Here is a 16,926-nt window from a genome sequence, read left to right as displayed (position 1 = left end):
GTGACCGGTCTCTCCACCATCCTGATCGTCGTCGGGCTCTTCCAGCTCGGCGGCATCTACTCCTTCGTCAAGCAGCAGATGCCCAAGGGCCTCATCGTGCTGCTCTCCATCGGCGCCGCCATGTGCCTCACCGCCGGCGTGCTGCGACTGGACGTGTGGTCATGACGGCGAACACCCCCACCGGCACGGGCAAGAAGGTCGTCGTCTTCGACTACGGCTTCGGCAACGTCCGCTCCGCCGAGCGCGCCCTCGCCCGGGTCGGCGCCGACGTCGAGATCACCCGCGACTACGAGAAGGCGATGAACGCCGACGGGCTCCTCGTCCCCGGCGTCGGTGCCTTCTCCGCCTGCATGCAGGGGCTCAAGGAGGCCCGCGGTGACTGGATCGTCGGCCGCCGGCTCTCCGGCGGCCGCCCCGTCATGGGCATCTGCGTCGGCATGCAGATCCTCTTCGAGCGGGGCATCGAGCACGGCGTCGAGACCGAGGGCCTCGACGAGTGGCCCGGCACGGTCGAGCCGCTGAACGCCCCCGTCGTCCCCCACATGGGCTGGAACACCGTCGAGGCGCCCGGGGACAGCGAGCTCTTCGCCGGCCTCGACGCCGACGCCCGCTTCTACTTCGTGCACTCCTACGCGGTGCGCGAGTGGACCCTGGAGGTCGGCAACAAGAACATCCGCGCCCCCAAGGTCACCTGGGCCACCCACGGAGAGCCCTTCGTGGCGGCCGTGGAGAACGGCGCCCTGTGGGCCACCCAGTTCCACCCCGAGAAGTCCGGCGACGCCGGAGCCCAGCTCCTCACCAACTGGATCGGAACCCTGTGAGCACTCTCGAACTCCTCCCCGCCGTCGATGTCCGCGACGGTCAGGCCGTCCGGCTCGTCCACGGCGAGTCCGGCACCGAGACCTCCTACGGCTCCCCCCTGGAGGCCGCCCTCTCCTGGCAGCGCTCCGGCGCCGAGTGGCTCCACCTCGTCGACCTGGACGCCGCCTTCGGCACCGGCGACAACCGCGACCTCGTCCGCCAGGTCACCGAGGCGATGGACATCAAGGTCGAGCTCTCCGGCGGCATCCGCGACGACGCCTCCCTCGCCGCCGCCCTCGCCACCGGCTGCACCCGCGTCAACCTCGGCACCGCCGCCCTGGAGACCCCCGAGTGGGTCGCCAAGGTCATCGCCGAGCACGGCGAGAAGATCGCCGTCGGCCTCGACGTGCGCGGCACCACCCTGAAGGGCCGCGGCTGGACCCGCGACGGCGGCGACCTCTACGAGACCCTGGCCCGCCTCGACTCCGAGGGCTGCGCCCGGTACGTCGTCACCGACATCGCCAAGGACGGCACCCTCCAGGGCCCCAACCTGGAGCTCCTGAAGAACGTCTGCGAGGCCACCGACAAGCCCGTCGTCGCCTCCGGGGGCGTCTCCTCCCTGGACGACCTGCGCGCCCTCGCCGGCCTCGTGCCGCTGGGCGTCGAGGGCGCGATCGTCGGCAAGGCGCTCTACGCCAAGGCGTTCACCCTGGAGGAGGCCCTGCGGACGGTGGCGTCCGCATGACCGCCCCCCTGCGCAAGGTCGTCACCGGCGCCCCCTGGGAGGAGCAGTTCGGCTACTCCCGCGCGGTCGAGCTGCCGAACGGCACCGTCCTCGTCGCCGGCTGTACGTCGGTGGTCGACGGCCAGATCGCCGACGGCGGCCCGTACGAGCAGACCGTCAACGCCTTCGACGTCGCCTTCGGCGCGCTGAAGCAGCTGGGCCTCGGCGCCGAGCACGTCGTCCGCACCCGCATGTACATCACCCACGCGCGGGACGTGGACGAGGTCGGCCGCGCCCACAAGGAACTGTTCGACGCGGTCCGCCCGGCCGCCTCGATGATCATCGTCTCGGGCTTCGTCGACCCCCGCCTGGTGGTCGAGGTCGAGGTCGAGGCGTACAGGAGTGATGCGGAATGAGCCTCGCCGTACGGGTGATCCCCTGCCTGGACGTGGACAACGGCCGGGTCGTCAAGGGCGTCAACTTCCAGAACCTGCGGGACGCGGGCGACCCCGTCGAGATGGCCAAGCTGTACGACGCCGAGGGCGCCGACGAGCTGACCTTCCTCGACATCACCGCCTCCTCCGGCAACCGGGAGACCACCTACGACGTGGTGCGCCGCACCGCCGAGCAGGTCTTCATCCCGCTCACCGTCGGCGGCGGCGTCCGCTCGGCGGAGGACGTCGACCGGCTGCTGCGGGCCGGCGCGGACAAGGTGGGCGTCAACACGGCCGCCATCGCCCGCCCCGAGCTGATCCAGGAGATCGCGGAGCGCTTCGGCCGCCAGGTCCTCGTCCTGTCCGTGGACGCGCGCCGCACCGCCACCGGCTCCTTCGAGGTGACCACGCACGGCGGCCGCAAGGGCACCGGCATCGACGCCGTCGAGTGGGCACACCGGGCCGCGGAGCTGGGCGCGGGCGAGATCCTGCTCAACTCGATGGACGCGGACGGCACCAAGGACGGCTACGACACCGAGATGATCGCGGCCGTACGCAAGCACGTGACCGTCCCGGTGATCGCGTCGGGCGGCGCGGGCAGGCTCGCCGACTTCCCCCCGGCCGTCGAGGCCGGCGCGGACGCGGTCCTCGCCGCCTCCGTCTTCCACTTCGGCGACCTGCGGATCGGGCAGGTCAAGGAGGTGCTGCGGGAGGCGGGCCACGAGGTCCGCTGAGAACCCGGACACCGATGTGTGCGGTTCGATATCCTGATACCAGGTCGTATATCAAACCGCACCCATCGGGAGGCCGGCATGGCCAGGACCGTGATCGACGTGGACGACCGCATGCTGGCGTTCGCGCAGCAGCAGCTCGGTACGACGACGAAGCGGGACACCGTCAACCGCGCGCTGACGATAGCGGCCGCGCTCAGCGCGGACGACCGGGCGCGCGCCCTGCGCTGGCTCCAGGACAACGCCGACGACTTCCTCGACTTCGAGGTCCTGGAGGACCGGGAGCGGTCGGGTCAGTGACGTACCTCGCCGACACCTCCGCCGTGTGGCGACTGCTGCGCCGACAGATCGGCGACCCGTGGCCGCGGCACGTCGCCCAGGGGCTCGTGGCGATCTGCCCGCCCGTCGAGTCCGAGCTGATGCCAGGTCTGCGGGCCGACCGGGACCACGAGCCGTTCTTCGGCATGCTCGGCCAGACCTTCGGGTGGGTGCCCGCCGTCGACGATCCCTGGCCGAAGGTCATCGCCGTGCAGCGGGACCTCGTCTCCATCGGCCACCACCGGGGCCCCTCCCCGATGGACATCCTCATCGCCCTCACGGCCCAGCAGCACCGGCTGACCCTGCTGCACGTCGACGACGACTTCACCTCGATCGCCAAGGTGCGCCCGGGCATCGCGATGATCCGACTCCAGCCGACCGGCCGTTGACCACCACCCTCGACCCCACCGCCACACCGACCCCCGCCCACCGCGACCCCCAGGTCCTGCGCTGGCTCGGTGCCTACACCGCCTCCACCCTCGGCGACAGCGTCTACTACCTCGCCCTCTCCTGGGCCGCCGTCAGCAGCGGCAGCCCCGCTCAGGCCGGGCTCGTCATGACCGTCTCCGCCGTTCCCCGCGCCCTGCTGCTGCTCGTCGGGGGAGTGGTCGCCGACCGGCTCGGGCCGCGCCGGGTCGTCATCGCCTCCGACGCCGTCCGCTGCCTCGTCACCCTCGGCCTCGCCGCGGCCCTGTTCCTCGCCTCGCCCGGCCTGTGGGTGCTCGCCGCCGTCGCCCTGGTCTTCGGCACCGTCGACGCGCTCTTCCTGCCCGCCGTCGGCGCCCTGCCGCCCCGGATCGCCGAGCGCGACCAGCTCGCCCGCGTCCAGGGCATGCGCGGTCTCGCGTACCGCCTGGGCGCCGTCCTCGGTGCTCCGCTCGGCGGTCTCGCCGTCGCCCTCGGCGGGTCCGCGTCCGCCTTCACCGTCGCCGGTGTGCTCTTCGCGCTCTCCCTGCCCCTGCTGTGCACGCTCAAGCTCCGGCCGCTCCCCACCGAGGAGAAGGCGGACAGCACCGCTCTGCGCGATCTCGCCGACGGACTGCGCTACCTCCGCCGCCACCGCGTCCTCGGCCCGCTGATGATCGTCGTCCTGCTCGCCGACCTCGGCTTCGTCGGCCCGCTCAACGTCGGCCTCGCGCTCCTCGCCCAACAGCGAGGCTGGGGCGCCTCCGGCATCGGCTGGATCCTCTTCGGGTTCGGCGCGGGCGCGGGCGCCGCCTCACTGCTCCTCACGGTGCGCGGGCGGGTGCCCCGCGCGGGCGCCGTGATGGGCTGGAGCATGGCCCTCGGCGCCCTGTCGATCGGCGCGCTCGCCTTCGTGCCGCAGCTGCCCCTCGCCGTACTCGTCGCGGTCCTGGTCGGGCTGCTCGCCGGGCTCAACGGCGTGTTGTGCGGCGCCCTCGTCCAGACCGAGGCGGACCCCGCGTACCTCGGCCGGGTCAGCGCCGTCTCCAGCCTCGGCAGTCTCGGCCTCGCGCCGCTCAGCTTCCCGCTCACCGGCGCGGCCATCGGCCTGTGGGGGCCCGGCCCGGTCTTCGTCGCCAGCGCCGCGGTCTGTGCCGCCTCGGGCGGGTACGCGCTGCTGGTGCCGGCCCTCCGCCGCGCCGAACTCCCGAACGCCTAGAGCCCCAGCTGCTTCGTCGTGTTCAGCAGCTCGATCGCCTCCGGCTCGCCCTCCAGGCCCACCTTCGCCACCTCCGTACGCCCGTACAGGTACATCGTCAGCTCGCCCGGCTCCCCGGAGGCCGTCACCACCGGGGTGCCGCGGTGGGCGACCACCGTCTGGCCGTTCGGGCGGCGCAGGACCAGGCCCACCGGCGCCTTCCGGCCGAGCAGGCGGGCGGCCTTCTCCAGGCGGGACCAGAGGGCGTCCGCGAAGACCGGGTCCAGCTCCCGCGCCGACCAGCCGGGCTGCGCCCGCCGGACGTCCTCCGCGTGGACGTAGAACTCGACGACGTTCGCACCCTCGTCCACCTGCTTGATCGTGAACGGGGAGAAACGCGGCGGGCCCGTACGGATGAGCTGGATCAGCTCCTCGTACGGCTTCCCCGCGAACTCCTCCTGCACCCGTTCCATCCGCTCCTTCAACACCGGGACGAGCGTCCCGGCCGCCGCGTCCGGGCGCCGCTCCCGCACCACCACGTGCGCCGCGAGGTCCCGGGTCCGCCAGCCCTCGCACAGCGTCGGCGCGTCCGGGCCGGCCGCCTCCAACAGATCCGCGAGCAGAAGCCGTTCACGTTTGGCATGGGTCGACATGTCCGCCAGCGTACGGCCGCGGCGCGCCGTCCGCCCAGTGGACACCGCGCCGGACACGCCCCCGCGCCACGGCACAATGGCGCCATGAGCAGCACGCCCCGGACCCCCAGCGACCTCGACCCGGCCATCGCCGCCCGGCTCAAGCGCAGCCCCGACGGGCTCGTCCCCGCCATCGCCCAGCAGTACGACACCGGCGAGGTGCTGATGCTCGGCTGGATGGACGACGAGGCCCTGCACCGCACCCTCACCACCGGCCGCTGCACCTACTGGTCCCGCAGCCGGAACGAGTACTGGGTCAAGGGCGACACCTCCGGGCACGTCCAGCACGTCACGTCGGTCGCCCTCGACTGCGACGCCGACACGATCCTCGTCAAGGTGGACCAGGTCGGCGCCGCCTGCCACACCGGCACCCGCACCTGCTTCGACACCGACGTGCTCCTCCCCGCGGCCGAGTAGGGTCTGGCGCCATGGATCTCGAGACCTTCCGCAAGCTGGCGGCGGACCGCCGCGTCATCCCCGTCAGCCGCAGGCTCCTCGCGGACGGCGACACCCCGGTCGGGCTCTACCGCAAGCTCGCCGCCGAACGCCCCGGCACCTTCCTCCTCGAATCCGCGGAGAACGGCCGCAGCTGGTCCCGCTACTCCTTCATCGGCGTCCGCAGCGACGCCACCCTGACCGTGAAGGACGGCGAAGCCCACTGGCTCGGCACCCCGCCCGTCGGCGTCCCCGTCGACGGCGACCCGCTCGCCGCCCTCCGCGCCACCGTCGAGACCCTGCACACCCCCCGCGACCTCGCGGGCGGGCTGCCCCCGTTCACCGGCGGGATGGTCGGCTACCTCGGCTACGACATCGTCCGGCGCCTGGAGAAGATCGGGGACTCCACCCGCGACGACCTGGAGCTCCCCGAGCTCACCATGCTGCTCACCAGCGACCTCGCCGTCCTCGACCACTGGGACGGCTCGGTCCTCCTGATCGCCAACGCGATCAACCACAACGACCTGGAGACCGGCGTCGACGAGGCGTACGCCCACGCCGTCGCCCGCCTCGACTCGATGGAGGCCGACCTGGCCCGGCCCGTCGCCTCCACCCCCGCCGCCCTGCCCGCCTCCGAGCTCCCCGAGTACTCCGCCCTCTGGGGCGGCCCCGCCTACCAGGAGGCCGTCGAGGACATCAAGGAGCGCATCCGGGCGGGCGAGGCCTTCCAGGTCGTGCCCTCGCAGCGCTTCGAGACCCCCTGCACCGCCTCCGCGCTCGACGTCTACCGGGTCCTGCGGGCCACCAACCCGTCCCCGTACATGTACCTCTTCCGCTTCGAGAACGGCTTCGACGTCGTCGGCTCCAGCCCCGAGGCCCTCGTCAAGGTCGAGGACGGGCAGGCGATGCTCCACCCCATCGCCGGCACCCGGCACCGCGGCGCCACCCCGCAGGAGGACCACGACCTCGCCGAGGAACTCCTCGCCGACCCCAAGGAGCGCGCCGAGCACCTCATGCTCGTCGACCTCGGCCGCAACGACCTGGGCCGGGTCTGCGCCCCCGGCTCCGTCGAGGTGGTCGACTTCATGTCGATCGAGCGGTACTCCCACGTCATGCACATCGTCTCCACCGTCACCGGCCGGATCGCCGAGGGGAAGACCGCCTTCGACGTCCTCACCGCCTGCTTCCCGGCCGGCACCCTCTCCGGCGCGCCCAAGCCCCGGGCGATGCAGATCATCGAGGATCTTGAGCCCTCCCGGCGCGGCCTGTACGGCGGCTGCGTCGGCTACCTCGACTTCGCCGGCGACTCCGACACCGCCATCGCCATCCGTACCGCGCTGCTCCGCGACGGGACGGCGTACGTGCAGGCCGGCGCCGGTGTCGTCGCCGACTCCGACCCGGCCGCCGAGGACAACGAGTGCCGGAACAAGGCCGCGGCCGTCCTCCGGGCCGTGCACACCGCCAACCGGATGAACATGTCCTGAAGCGGTAGGGGATAGTGGGGTACGTGAGCGCCGTACCCGTACCCCAGCCCCGAGCCGCCCGCGCGGCCGTCACCTCCGGCGGTCGGCGGAGCCTCGCCGTCGCCCTGCTCCTCGGTGCCCTCGGGGCCACCGTCGTACTGCTCTCCGCCGGTCAGATCTGGGCCGAGGGCACCGCGTCGGTCGCCGGGGGCACCGTGCCCGTCGAGGCCGACGGCGGCGCCGTCACCGGCGTCCCGACCGCCCTCGCGGTCGTCGGCCTCGCCGCCCTCGTCGCCGTCTTCGCGGTCCGCCGCACCGGCCGCACCCTGGTCGCCGCGCTCCTCGCGCTCAGCGGCGCCGGCGCCGCCCTCGCCGCGCTCCTCGGCGCCTCCGACAGCGCCGCCCTCGACGCCGAGGCCGCCCGGATCAGCGGCGACACCGCCGCCGCCGTCGCGGGCCTCACCCATACGGCCTGGCCGTACGTCGCCGCCGCCGGCGCCCTCCTCATCCTCCTCGCCGGCCTCGTCGCCCTCCGCTTCGGCAAGAGCTGGCCCGCGATGGGCGGCCGGTACGAGCGCTCCGGCACGCCCCGGACGGCCCGCCGCCCGGCCGCCGGGGACCCCGACCGCCCCGAGGACCTGTGGAAGGCGCTCGACCGCGGCGAGGACCCGACGCACGACGCGTGATCGCCCGGGACCCCCCGAGTCACCTCGGCGGGGCCATGTGCGGAAGAATGACGCCGTCACCACCGCGCAACATCTACGAGGAGCAACTCATGGCGGGCAGCGCCCACGGACACACCCCGGCCGCCTGGACCGGTGTCATCATCTCCTTCATCGGCTTCTGCGTCGCCGGAGTCTTCATGGTGGCGGCGAACGTGCCCGGTTTCTGGGCCGGTGTCGGCGTCATCCTCCTCGGCGGTGTCGTCGGCGGCGTGATGAAGGTCGCCGGCCTCGGCATGCCGAAGGAATCCCAGGCCGTCATCCAGGCCCGCGAGAACGCCACCGCCGCGATCAGGACCCGCTCCTGACCCGAGGCCCCGAGCCTCTCGCGGCACGCGAGCACGTACACGAACGGCGCAGCCCGGCACCCCCGGGCTGCGCCGTCGCGCGTCCGGGGCTGCGCGACCGGCTGTTCTCGGCCGCGCCGCCGTGCGTCGGGGCTGCGCCGCCCGGCGCGCCGGGCGAGAATCGGCGCGTGACCGCTGAGCCGACACCCCGGACCGCCCCGCCCGCCCCGTACGCCGGGCCGTACGCCGCCGACCTGCGGGAGGCCGAGGAGTTCCGGCGGCGGGGGCTCGGGCGGCGGCTGGTCGCGCCGGTCGTCACGCTTGCCGGGGTGGGGGCGGCCTTCGCGTACGTGGGGGTCGTCGACCCCAATGAGCCCGGGCACTATCCCGTCTGCCCGCTGCTCCGCTTCACCGGGCTGTACTGCCCCGGCTGCGGAGGTCTGCGCAGCGCCCACGCCGTCGCCCACGGTGAGCTCGTGACGGCCCTCGGTGCCAACGCCCTCGCCGTCGCCGGGTACGCCGTCTGCGCGGTCCTTCTGGTCGTGTGGCTGGTTCGCGCCGTCCGCGCCACGCCGACCAGGATCACCGTGACACCCGCCTGGGGGTGGGCCCTCGGCGCGCTGACCGCCCTTTTCACGGTGATCCGGAACCTTCCGTTCGGCTCCGCGCTGGCTCCCTGAAGTCCCAGCAGATGGGACGCCGGGCCGGTCGATGCGGATCAGGAGCCCCGCTGCGGATACCATCGACGTGGCCGAAAGAACCGTCACCGTCCCGGAAGGGGGCCTCTCGCGTGAGTGTGCTCGACGAGATCATCGAAGGCGTGCGCGCCGACCTCGCAGAGCGGCAGGCGCGGGTCTCCCTCGACGAGCTCAAGGACCGGGCCGCCAAGGCCCCGCAGGCCAAGGACGGGGTCGCCGCACTGCGCGGCGACGGCGTCAAGGTGATCTGCGAGGTCAAGCGGTCCAGCCCGTCCAAGGGAGCCCTCGCGGCCATCGCCGACCCGGCGGGACTCGCCGCCGACTACGAGGCGGGCGGCGCAGCCGTCATCTCCGTCCTCACCGAGCAGCGCCGCTTCGGCGGCTCGCTCGCCGACCTGGAAGCCGTGCGCGCCCGGGTCGACATCCCGGTCCTGCGCAAGGACTTCATCGTCACCGCCTACCAGCTCTGGGAGGCCCGGGCGTACGGAGCGGACCTCGCACTCCTCATCGTCGCCGCCCTGGAGCAGGAGGCCCTCGTCTCCCTCATCGAGCGCGCCGAGTCCATCGGGCTCACCCCGCTCGTCGAGGTCCACGACGAGGAGGAGGTCGAGCGCGCGGTCGACGCCGGCGCCCGGATCATCGGCGTCAACGCCCGCGACCTCAAGACCCTCCAGGTCGACCGCTCCACCTTCGAGCGCGTCGCCCCGGAGATCCCGGCCGGCATCGTCAAGGTCGCCGAGTCCGGCGTCCGCGGCCCGCACGACCTCATCGCGTACGCCAACGCCGGCGCCGACGCGGTCCTGGTCGGCGAGTCCCTGGTCACCGGCCGCGACCCGAAGACCGCCGTCGCGGACCTCGTCGCCGCCGGCGCCCACCCCGCCCTCCGGCACGGCCGGAGCTGACCCCGCCATGACCCCGCACCGCGCCGCGCCGACCGCCCCGGGCTCCGCAGCCCGTGGGCCCGTCGGCCTGTGCGCGGTCGCCGTCCCGGCCCACGCCCGCCTGGCCCGGGGTTGCCGGCCCCGGGGCTGCCGGGCGCCGGCGCGGCGGGTCCACGGCCGCCGGGTCCGCCACTGCATCGGCTCCGAACCGGGCCAGGTCAACGGCATGCGATGGCGCCCCCGCACCTCACGCGCGCACTGATGGCCCCGCCGTCCCGTGTGGGCATACGTCCCGCTTGGGGGTCCCCCCTGGACGTAGTCCTTGGGGGAGGAACGGGTGGGCACACGGGACGGCGCCCTCTGCCGGGCCTAGGCTTTCCGCGCCTGAACCCGCACCCCGTGTGCGGTGCGTTTCGGGCGCGGGTCCAGGCACCGGTGCGGAGGCACCCGCAGAGGGTGCCGTTCCGTTGTGCCCACCCGTTCCTCCCCCAAGGACTACGTCCAGGGGGGACCCCCAAGCGGAACGATTGCCCACAACGAAACGGCGCGGCAGCCCACAACGGCACCGTCGCAACCGCCACGCGCGCGTACGAAGCGAGTCACGTCCCTACACACGACCGCATCGCCCCGCGAGGAGCAGCATCCGTATGACCAGCGAGTTCTTCATTCCGGACCCGGAGGGTCAGGTCCCGTCGCCCGAGGGTTACTTCGGCGCCTTCGGCGGCAAGTTCATCCCCGAGGCCCTTGTCGCCGCCGTCGACGAGGTCGCCGTCGAGTACGAGAAGGCCAAGAACGACCCCGAGTTCGCCCGCGAGCTCGGCGACCTCATGGCCAACTACACCGGCCGCCCCAGCGCTCTCACCGAGGTGCCCCGGTTCGCCGAGCACGCCGGCGGCGCCCGGGTCTTCCTCAAGCGCGAGGACCTCAACCACACCGGCTCGCACAAGATCAACAACGTGCTCGGGCAGGCCCTGCTCACCAAGCGCATGGGCAAGACCCGGGTCATCGCCGAGACCGGCGCCGGGCAGCACGGCGTTGCCACCGCCACCGCCTGCGCCCTCTTCGGCCTCGACTGCACCATCTACATGGGCGAGGTCGACACCCGGCGGCAGGCGCTCAACGTGGCCCGGATGCGGATGCTCGGCGCCGAGGTCGTCGCGGTGACCTCCGGCAGCCGTACCCTCAAGGACGCCATCAACGAGGCGTTCCGCGACTGGGTCGCCAACGTGGACCGCACCCACTACCTCTTCGGCACGGTCGCCGGACCGCACCCCTTCCCCGCCATGGTCCGCGACTTCCACCGGGTCATCGGCGTCGAGGCCCGCCGCCAGATCCTGGAGCGCGCCGGGCGCCTCCCCGACGCGGCCGTCGCCTGCGTCGGCGGCGGCTCCAATGCCATCGGCCTCTTCCACGCCTTCCTGCCCGACACCTCGGTCCGGCTCATCGGCTGCGAGCCGGCCGGCCACGGCGTCGAGACCGGCGAGCACGCCGCCACCCTCACCGCCGGCGAGCCCGGCATCCTGCACGGCTCCCGCTCGTACGTCCTCCAGGACGACGAGGGCCAGATCACCGAGCCGTACTCCATCTCGGCGGGCCTCGACTACCCCGGGATCGGCCCGGAGCACGCGTACCTGAAGGACAGCGGCCGGGGCGAGTACCGGGCCGTCACCGACGACCAGGCCATGCAGGCGCTGCGGCTGCTCTCCCGTACCGAGGGCATCATCCCGGCCATCGAGTCGGCGCACGCCCTCGCCGGGGCTCTGGAGGTCGGCAAGGAGCTCGGCAAGGACGCGCTCCTCGTCGTCAACCTCTCCGGCCGGGGCGACAAGGACATGGACACGGCCGCCCGCTACTTCGGGCTCTACGACGAGGAGGGGTCGAAGTGACCACCGGCAACATTCAGCTGCTCGCCGACACCCTGGAGCGCGCCAAGGCCGAGGACCGGGCCGCGCTCATCGCCTACCTCCCGGCCGGCTTCCCGACCGTCGACGGCGGCATCAAGGCGATCAAGGCGGCCTTCGACGGCGGCGCCGACGTCGTCGAGGTCGGCCTCCCGCACAGCGACCCGGTCCTGGACGGCCCCGTCATCCAGACCGCCGACGACATCGCCCTGCGTGGCGGCGTCCGGATCGCCGACGTCATGCGGACGGTGAAGGAGGCCCACGAGGCCACCGGCAAGCCGGTCCTCGTCATGACCTACTGGAACCCGATCGACCGGTACGGCGTCGAGCGCTTCGCCGAGGAGCTCGCGGCGGCGGGCGGCGCGGGCTGCATCCTGCCCGACCTGCCGGTCCAGGAGTCCGCGGCCTGGCGGGAGCACGCGGAGCGGCACGGCCTCGCCACCGTCTTCGTCGTCGCCCCCAGCAGCAAGGACGAGCGGCTCGCCACCATCACCGCGGCCGGTTCCGGCTTCGTCTACGCCGCCTCCCTCATGGGCGTCACCGGCACCCGCGAGTCCGTCGGCGAGCAGGCAGCGGACCTGGTCCGCCGCACCCGCGTCACCGCGAAGATCCCGGTCTGCGTCGGTCTCGGCGTCTCCAACGCCGCCCAGGCCCGCGAGGTCGCGGCCTTCGCCGACGGCGTCATCGTCGGCTCCGCCTTCGTCCAGCGGATCCTCGACGCCGACGGCGACGAGGCCGCCGGACTCGCCGCCGTAAAGGAACTGGCGGCCGAACTCGCCGAGGGCGTGCGCCGCACCTCCTAGCAGGGAGTAGCCCGTTCGGGTGGATATCGGACCGGGGCGGCGCGGACGTGCCTCCCCGGTTCGTTGCTGTGAGCGTGAGCGAGAACCGTGACGGTAGTAACAGGAGCGCGCGGGAGCGCCTCCAGCAGCAGCGCGAGCGCGAGCAGGCCCGCGAGAAGCAGCGGCGGGTCCTGATCGTGACGGCGGCGGTGGTCGGTGTCCTCGGCCTCGCCGCCGTCGTCGGCGTGATCGCCGCCAACAGCGGCAAGGACGACGACTCCGGCAAGGCAGGGCCCGTCGTCGCCCCCACCGGCGCGATCGAGGGCGACAAGCCGGCCATCCCCACCGGCAGGCCGGACGCCCCCTCCACCCTCCAGATCTGGGAGGACTTCCGCTGCCCCGCCTGCGCCCAGTTCGAGATCGTCATGCGGGACACCATCCACGAGCTGGAGGCGGCCGGCGCGCTCAAGAGCGAGTACCACCTCGCCACCCTCATCGACGGCAACATGGGCGGCAGCGGCTCGCTGCGCGCGGCGAACGCGGCGGCCTGCGCCCAGGACGCCGGCAAGTTCACCGCGTACCACGACACGCTCTACACCAACCAGCCGCAGGAGACCGACGACGCCTTCGGGAACAACGCCAGACTGATCGAGCTGGCCGCCAAGGTCCCCGGCCTCGACACGCCGTCGTTCCGCTCCTGCGTCCAGGACGGCACGCACGACAGCTGGGTCGAGAAGTCGCACGAGGCCTTCCGGAGCGGAAACTTCCGCGGCACCCCCTCCGTCCTGCTCAACGGAGAATCGATCTTCCCGACCAAGGACGGCGAACAGATCTCGCCGGAGAACCTGAAGAAGTGGGTCGCCGAGGCCAACCAGGGCGAGAAGACCGCCACGGCCACCCCCTCCGCCCCCTGAGCGGGCCGGTCGCGGCGGGATCAGTTATCCAGAAGTTGCCGGGCGGGCTGCCGTCCCGCCCGTCCGGCAGGGTAGCGTCGGACCTGCCATGGACCTTGCCTACATTCCCAGCCCGTCGACCGGCGTCCTCCACCTCGGACCGATCCCGCTGCGCGGCTATGCCTTCTGCATCATCCTCGGTGTCTTCGTCGCCGTCTGGCTCGGCAACAAGCGCTGGATCGCCCGCGGCGGCACCGCCGGCACCGTCGCCGACATCGCCGTCTGGGCGGTGCCCTTCGGCCTCGTCGGCGGACGCCTCTACCACGTGATCACCGACTACCAGCTGTACTTCAGCGAGGGTGAGAACTGGGTCGACGCGTTCAAGATCTGGGAGGGCGGCCTCGGCATCTGGGGCGCCATCGCCTTCGGTGCCGTCGGCGCCTGGATCGGCTGCCGCCGCCGGGGCATCCCGCTCCCCGCGTACGCGGACGCCATCGCCCCCGGCATCGCCCTCGCCCAGGCCATCGGCCGCTGGGGCAACTGGTTCAACCAGGAGCTGTACGGCAGGCCGACCGACCTCCCGTGGGCGCTGAAGATCACCGAGAGCGCCAACCGCGAGGCCGGCCTCTACCACCCGACCTTCCTCTACGAGTCGCTGTGGTGCATCGGCGTCGCCCTCCTCGTCATCTGGGCCGACCGCCGCTTCCAGCTCGGCCACGGCCGCGCCTTCGCCCTGTACGTGGCCGCCTACTGCGCGGGCCGCGGCTGGATCGAGTACATGCGCGTCGACGAGGCCCACCACATCCTGGGCCTGCGCCTCAACGTGTGGACCGCGATCGTCGTCTTCCTGCTCGCCGTGGTCTACATGGTCGTCTCGGCACGGGTCCGCCCGGGCCGCGAGGAGATCGTGGAGCCGCGCGCCCGGAAGAAGGCGGAGAAGACCACCGAGGAGTCCGCAGAGGAGTCCGCCGGGAACGAGGACGCGGACTCCGGGAAGCCGGTGGACTTCGAGAAGCCCACCGACGACTCAGGGGACGCCGACGACGTGGAGAACGGCGCCGGGAACGGTGCCGGGTCGGCCGCCAAGGGCTGACCCCGCAGCACGGACACGAGGGCCGCCGGGACCGAGAGGGTCCCGGCGGCCCTTTCGCGTGCCCGGTTACGAGCCGGCCGACGCGGCCCGGTCGGCCTCGGCGCCGAAGGCCGTATCGATCTCGGTGCGGTACGGCATCGAGGTCGAGGCGCCCTCGCGGCGGACGGAGAGCGCTGCGGCCGTGCCCGCCCAGGCCAGGGCCTCCGGCATGGGGCGGCCCTCGCCGACGGCGACCGCGAGCGCGCCGGCGAAGGTGTCGCCGGCCGCGGTGGTGTCGACGGCCCGCACCCGCGGGGCGGGCACGGTGAGGGGTTCCGCGCCGCGGGCCGCGTAGAGGCAGCCGGCCGCGCCGAGGGTGACGACCACCTCGGGGACGGAGTCGAGGAGGGCGAGCGCGGCGGCGCGCGGATCGGCGCGGCCGGTGAGCGCGGCGGCCTCGTGCTCGTTGGGCACCAGCAGGTCGGTGGCGTCGAGGAGCTCGGGCGGCAGTTGTCGGGCGGGGGCCGGGGTGAGGACCGTGCGCACCCCGCGCCGGCGGGCGTGGACGGCGCCCTCGGTGACGACGGAGAGGGGGAGTTCGAGCTGGAGGAGAAGCAGGTCGGCGGCGGCGATCAGGGCCTCGTCGCCGTGGCCGAGGGAGGTGACGGCGGCGTTGGCGCCGGGGACGACGACGATCGCGTTGCCGCCCTCGTCGTCGACGACGATGTGCGCCGTGCCGGAGGGACCCTCGACGGTGCGGAGCAGGTCGGTGCCGACGCCGCAGTCCTCCAGGACGGTGCGGAGCCGCGGGCCGAAGTCGTCGGAGCCGACCGCGCCGATCATGGCGACCCGGCCGCCCGCCCGCGCGGCGGCGACCGCCTGGTTGGCGCCCTTGCCGCCGGGGATCGTGCGGAAGGAGCGGCCGGTGACGGTCTCGCCGCGCGCGGGGGCCCGCTCCACGTAGGCCACGAGGTCCATGTTGGTGCTCCCGAGCACCACGATGCCGGTCATGGGCGTACCGCCTCCAGGTGGGTCGGATCGGTGAGATCGGCGCGGGCGTCGAAGCCTACGCGGTCGAAGGACGGCCGCGAGGCCGCGAGCCGCTGGTGACCCACCGGCGGGGCGCTTCCCTCACCCGTCTGTCAGCAGGGCGAAGGGTGCTGACGGTGCGTCAAGTAAGTGTCCCCACACTGAGGCGCACCTTAGTAAGTACGGCCTGCCTTGCTGGCGAGCCCCTTACATCGGGCGTATTTTCGAGGGTGTTGGGGGCGGCGGGTGCGACCCGGCCCGCCGGAACGAGGGGAGAGGCATGTCCATCATCGAAGCTCAGGCGCCACTGCACGAGGCCCACCGCGACAACCACACCCACCGTGACGTGAACGGCGGTTGGCTGCGGCCCGCGGTCTTCGGCGCGATGGACGGACTCGTCTCCAACCTGGCCCTGATGACCGGTGTCGCGGGCGGTGCGGTCTCCTCGCGGACCATCGTCATCGCGGGGCTCGCCGGACTCGCGGCCGGAGCCTTCTCCATGGCCGCCGGCGAGTACACCTCCGTCGCCTCGCAGCGCGAGCTCGTCCAGGCCGAACTGGACGTGGAGCGGCGCCAGTTGCGCAAGCATCCGGTCGACGAGATGGAGGAGCTGGCCGCCCTCTACGTCTCCCGCGGCGTCGAGCCCGCCCTCGCCCGCGAGGTCGCCATGCAGCTGTCGAAGGACCCCGAGCAGGCGCTGGAGATCCACGCCCGCGAGGAGTTGGGCATCGACCCCGACGACCTGCCGTCGCCGACCGTCGCCGCCGTCTCGTCCTTCGGCTCCTTCGCGCTCGGCGCGCTGCTGCCCGTGCTGCCGTACCTGCTCGGCGCCACCGCGCTCTGGCCGGCCGTGCTCCTCGCGCTCCTCGGCCTCTTCGCCTGTGGCGCGCTCGTCGCCCGGGTCACCGCCCGCAGCTGGTGGTTCAGCGGCCTGCGCCAGCTGGTGCTCGGCGGTGCCGCGGCGGCCCTCACGTACGGGCTCGGCATGGCCTTCGGCGCCGCGCTCTAGCCGCGCCCCGGCGGAGTCCGGGGCCTGCCGCTCCCGCGTAACCGTCGGAACGGAATCCGTACCACCGCAGAAGCCCGAGAGGTCCCCGCAAGGGACCTTTCTGGCTTTTCGGGGTGACTTTTCGCCGCAGAAGCCGCATTCTCGCTGTGACGAATATCCCTGGTCGGAACCCCTGCGGCGGTGAGACACTATGCACGACGCCACATATCTAGCCGGTTACCCAGCGGTTTCGAACCCGTGACCCCAGGGAATGAGGCAGGAGCGTCACGGGGCAATGAAGCCCTCCCCGGACGGACCGGTGCGGTCCCGTCCCCTGCGAGGCGGTCACGGTGTGGTCACCGCCCCCGCATCCCGAGAAAACAGGTGAACGCACACCTCCACTCCGTGTCGGAGGTGTCCGCATGCTGGAACGAGCTATCCGCTAGGCGAGAAGCCCGTCATCATGTAACCT

Annotated in this window: 22 protein-coding genes; 20 read left to right on the top strand and 2 right to left on the bottom strand. The window is 72.9% G+C overall.

What is annotated here, in order from left to right:
• The 8 genes from QK442_RS00735 to QK442_RS00700 all read left to right on the top strand — a co-directional run bounded on the left by QK442_RS00735 (position 1) and on the right by QK442_RS00700 (position 4,632).
• Positions 1-165: a hypothetical protein gene (locus QK442_RS00735; protein ID WP_282691761.1), complete on the top strand. Its 165-nt coding sequence runs from the start codon at positions 1-3 to the stop codon at positions 163-165.
• Positions 162-821, top strand: a complete 660-nt coding sequence (hisH, locus tag QK442_RS00730) for an imidazole glycerol phosphate synthase subunit HisH (RefSeq protein ID WP_282691760.1) — start codon at positions 162-164, stop codon at positions 819-821. Before QK442_RS00735 ends, hisH begins: the two co-directional genes overlap by 4 nt.
• Positions 818-1,546 (top strand): bifunctional 1-(5-phosphoribosyl)-5-((5-phosphoribosylamino)methylideneamino)imidazole-4-carboxamide isomerase/phosphoribosylanthranilate isomerase PriA, encoded by a 729-nt coding sequence (gene priA / locus QK442_RS00725; protein ID WP_282691759.1) that lies wholly within the window; start codon positions 818-820, stop codon positions 1,544-1,546. The genes hisH and priA overlap by 4 nt, the downstream gene beginning before the upstream one ends.
• Complete coding sequence (locus tag QK442_RS00720) at positions 1,543-1,941, top strand: RidA family protein (RefSeq protein WP_282691758.1); 399 nt, start codon at positions 1,543-1,545, stop codon at positions 1,939-1,941. Before priA ends, QK442_RS00720 begins: the two co-directional genes overlap by 4 nt.
• Positions 1,938-2,693: an imidazole glycerol phosphate synthase subunit HisF gene (hisF, locus tag QK442_RS00715; protein ID WP_282691757.1), complete on the top strand. Its 756-nt coding sequence runs from the start codon at positions 1,938-1,940 to the stop codon at positions 2,691-2,693. The genes QK442_RS00720 and hisF overlap by 4 nt, the downstream gene beginning before the upstream one ends.
• 78 nt (positions 2,694-2,771) lie before the next feature.
• Positions 2,772-2,990, top strand: a complete 219-nt coding sequence (locus tag QK442_RS00710) for a type II toxin-antitoxin system VapB family antitoxin (RefSeq protein ID WP_282691756.1) — start codon at positions 2,772-2,774, stop codon at positions 2,988-2,990.
• The gene (locus QK442_RS00705) at positions 2,987-3,397 is read left to right on the top strand and encodes a PIN domain-containing protein (protein WP_282691755.1); all 411 of its coding nucleotides are present in this window, start codon (positions 2,987-2,989) and stop codon (positions 3,395-3,397) included. The genes QK442_RS00710 and QK442_RS00705 overlap by 4 nt, the downstream gene beginning before the upstream one ends.
• Positions 3,394-4,632, top strand: a complete 1,239-nt coding sequence (locus QK442_RS00700; protein ID WP_282691754.1) for an MFS transporter — start codon at positions 3,394-3,396, stop codon at positions 4,630-4,632. Before QK442_RS00705 ends, QK442_RS00700 begins: the two co-directional genes overlap by 4 nt.
• On the opposite strand, the gene QK442_RS00695 is transcribed toward QK442_RS00700, so the two are convergent.
• Entirely contained in the window at positions 4,629-5,264 is a 636-nt protein-coding gene (locus tag QK442_RS00695; protein ID WP_282691753.1) for a TIGR03085 family metal-binding protein, read from the bottom strand. The two genes, QK442_RS00700 and QK442_RS00695, sit on opposite strands and share 4 nt — an antisense overlap.
• 84 nt (positions 5,265-5,348) lie before the next feature.
• On the opposite strand from QK442_RS00695, the gene hisI reads away from it, so the two are divergent.
• The 11 genes from hisI (at position 5,349) to lgt (ending at position 14,458) form a co-directional block, all read left to right on the top strand.
• Positions 5,349-5,720, top strand: a complete 372-nt coding sequence (hisI, locus tag QK442_RS00690) for a phosphoribosyl-AMP cyclohydrolase (protein WP_282691752.1) — start codon at positions 5,349-5,351, stop codon at positions 5,718-5,720.
• Between the two features lie 11 nt (positions 5,721-5,731).
• Complete coding sequence (locus tag QK442_RS00685) at positions 5,732-7,222, top strand: anthranilate synthase component I (RefSeq protein WP_282691751.1); 1,491 nt, start codon at positions 5,732-5,734, stop codon at positions 7,220-7,222.
• A gap of 14 nt (positions 7,223-7,236) precedes the next feature.
• On the top strand, positions 7,237-7,887 hold the full coding sequence (locus QK442_RS00680) for a TIGR02234 family membrane protein (RefSeq protein ID WP_282691750.1): 651 nt from the start codon (positions 7,237-7,239) through the stop codon (positions 7,885-7,887).
• 89 nt (positions 7,888-7,976) lie between these two features.
• Positions 7,977-8,231 (top strand): HGxxPAAW family protein, encoded by a 255-nt coding sequence (locus QK442_RS00675; protein ID WP_282692037.1) that lies wholly within the window; start codon positions 7,977-7,979, stop codon positions 8,229-8,231.
• A gap of 278 nt (positions 8,232-8,509) precedes the next feature.
• Positions 8,510-8,890, top strand: a complete 381-nt coding sequence (locus QK442_RS00670) for a DUF2752 domain-containing protein (RefSeq protein WP_282692036.1) — start codon at positions 8,510-8,512, stop codon at positions 8,888-8,890.
• 110 nt (positions 8,891-9,000) lie between these two features.
• Positions 9,001-9,810 carry an indole-3-glycerol phosphate synthase TrpC gene (trpC, locus tag QK442_RS00665; protein WP_282691749.1) on the top strand — a complete coding sequence of 270 codons (810 nt, stop codon included), beginning with the start codon at positions 9,001-9,003 and terminating at the stop codon, positions 9,808-9,810.
• 7 nt (positions 9,811-9,817) lie between these two features.
• Positions 9,818-10,051 (top strand): hypothetical protein, encoded by a 234-nt coding sequence (locus QK442_RS00660; protein WP_282691748.1) that lies wholly within the window; start codon positions 9,818-9,820, stop codon positions 10,049-10,051.
• 385 nt (positions 10,052-10,436) lie between these two features.
• Positions 10,437-11,675 (top strand): tryptophan synthase subunit beta, encoded by a 1,239-nt coding sequence (trpB, locus tag QK442_RS00655; RefSeq protein ID WP_282691747.1) that lies wholly within the window; start codon positions 10,437-10,439, stop codon positions 11,673-11,675.
• A complete protein-coding gene (gene trpA, locus QK442_RS00650) occupies positions 11,672-12,493 on the top strand; it encodes a tryptophan synthase subunit alpha (protein ID WP_282691746.1) in 822 nt (273 codons plus the stop codon). The genes trpB and trpA overlap by 4 nt, the downstream gene beginning before the upstream one ends.
• Before the next feature lie 74 nt (positions 12,494-12,567).
• Entirely contained in the window at positions 12,568-13,386 is an 819-nt protein-coding gene (locus QK442_RS00645) for a thioredoxin domain-containing protein (protein ID WP_282691745.1), read from the top strand.
• 88 nt (positions 13,387-13,474) lie between these two features.
• Positions 13,475-14,458: a prolipoprotein diacylglyceryl transferase gene (lgt, locus tag QK442_RS00640; protein WP_282691744.1), complete on the top strand. Its 984-nt coding sequence runs from the start codon at positions 13,475-13,477 to the stop codon at positions 14,456-14,458.
• A 66-nt stretch (positions 14,459-14,524) separates the two neighbouring features.
• On the opposite strand, the gene rbsK is transcribed toward lgt, so the two are convergent.
• On the bottom strand, positions 14,525-15,448 hold the full coding sequence (gene rbsK / locus QK442_RS00635) for a ribokinase (protein WP_282691743.1): 924 nt from the start codon (positions 15,446-15,448) through the stop codon (positions 14,525-14,527).
• 298 nt (positions 15,449-15,746) lie between these two features.
• On the opposite strand from rbsK, the gene QK442_RS00630 reads away from it, so the two are divergent.
• Positions 15,747-16,475: a VIT1/CCC1 transporter family protein gene (locus QK442_RS00630; RefSeq protein WP_282691742.1), complete on the top strand. Its 729-nt coding sequence runs from the start codon at positions 15,747-15,749 to the stop codon at positions 16,473-16,475.
• The last annotated feature ends 451 nt before the right edge of the window (positions 16,476-16,926 follow it).

Source organism: Streptomyces sp. CC208A, assembly GCF_030010625.1.
In the GTDB taxonomy this organism is placed as follows: Bacteria; Actinomycetota; Actinomycetes; order Streptomycetales; family Streptomycetaceae; genus Streptomyces.
Note: the sequence above shows the minus strand (reverse complement) of the source record. Positions and strands in the feature narration are given on the sequence as shown.

Bases quoted from the DNA above. Each gene is read 5' to 3' on its own strand.
- hisH (WP_282691760.1), top strand. From the start codon at position 162: ATGACGGCGAACACCCCCACCGGCACGGGCAAGAAGGTCGTCGTCTTC.
- QK442_RS00720 (WP_282691758.1), top strand. From the start codon at position 1,543: ATGACCGCCCCCCTGCGCAAGGTCGTCACCGGCGCCCCCTGGGAGGAG.
- hisF (WP_282691757.1), top strand. From the start codon at position 1,938: ATGAGCCTCGCCGTACGGGTGATCCCCTGCCTGGACGTGGACAACGGC.
- QK442_RS00710 (WP_282691756.1), top strand. From the start codon at position 2,772: ATGGCCAGGACCGTGATCGACGTGGACGACCGCATGCTGGCGTTCGCG.
- QK442_RS00695 (WP_282691753.1), bottom strand. From the start codon at position 5,264: ATGTCGACCCATGCCAAACGTGAACGGCTTCTGCTCGCGGATCTGTTG.
- hisI (WP_282691752.1), top strand. From the start codon at position 5,349: ATGAGCAGCACGCCCCGGACCCCCAGCGACCTCGACCCGGCCATCGCC.
- QK442_RS00685 (WP_282691751.1), top strand. From the start codon at position 5,732: ATGGATCTCGAGACCTTCCGCAAGCTGGCGGCGGACCGCCGCGTCATC.
- QK442_RS00675 (WP_282692037.1), top strand. From the start codon at position 7,977: ATGGCGGGCAGCGCCCACGGACACACCCCGGCCGCCTGGACCGGTGTC.
- QK442_RS00660 (WP_282691748.1), top strand. From the start codon at position 9,818: ATGACCCCGCACCGCGCCGCGCCGACCGCCCCGGGCTCCGCAGCCCGT.
- trpB (WP_282691747.1), top strand. From the start codon at position 10,437: ATGACCAGCGAGTTCTTCATTCCGGACCCGGAGGGTCAGGTCCCGTCG.
- lgt (WP_282691744.1), top strand. From the start codon at position 13,475: ATGGACCTTGCCTACATTCCCAGCCCGTCGACCGGCGTCCTCCACCTC.
- rbsK (WP_282691743.1), bottom strand. From the start codon at position 15,448: ATGACCGGCATCGTGGTGCTCGGGAGCACCAACATGGACCTCGTGGCC.
- QK442_RS00630 (WP_282691742.1), top strand. From the start codon at position 15,747: ATGTCCATCATCGAAGCTCAGGCGCCACTGCACGAGGCCCACCGCGAC.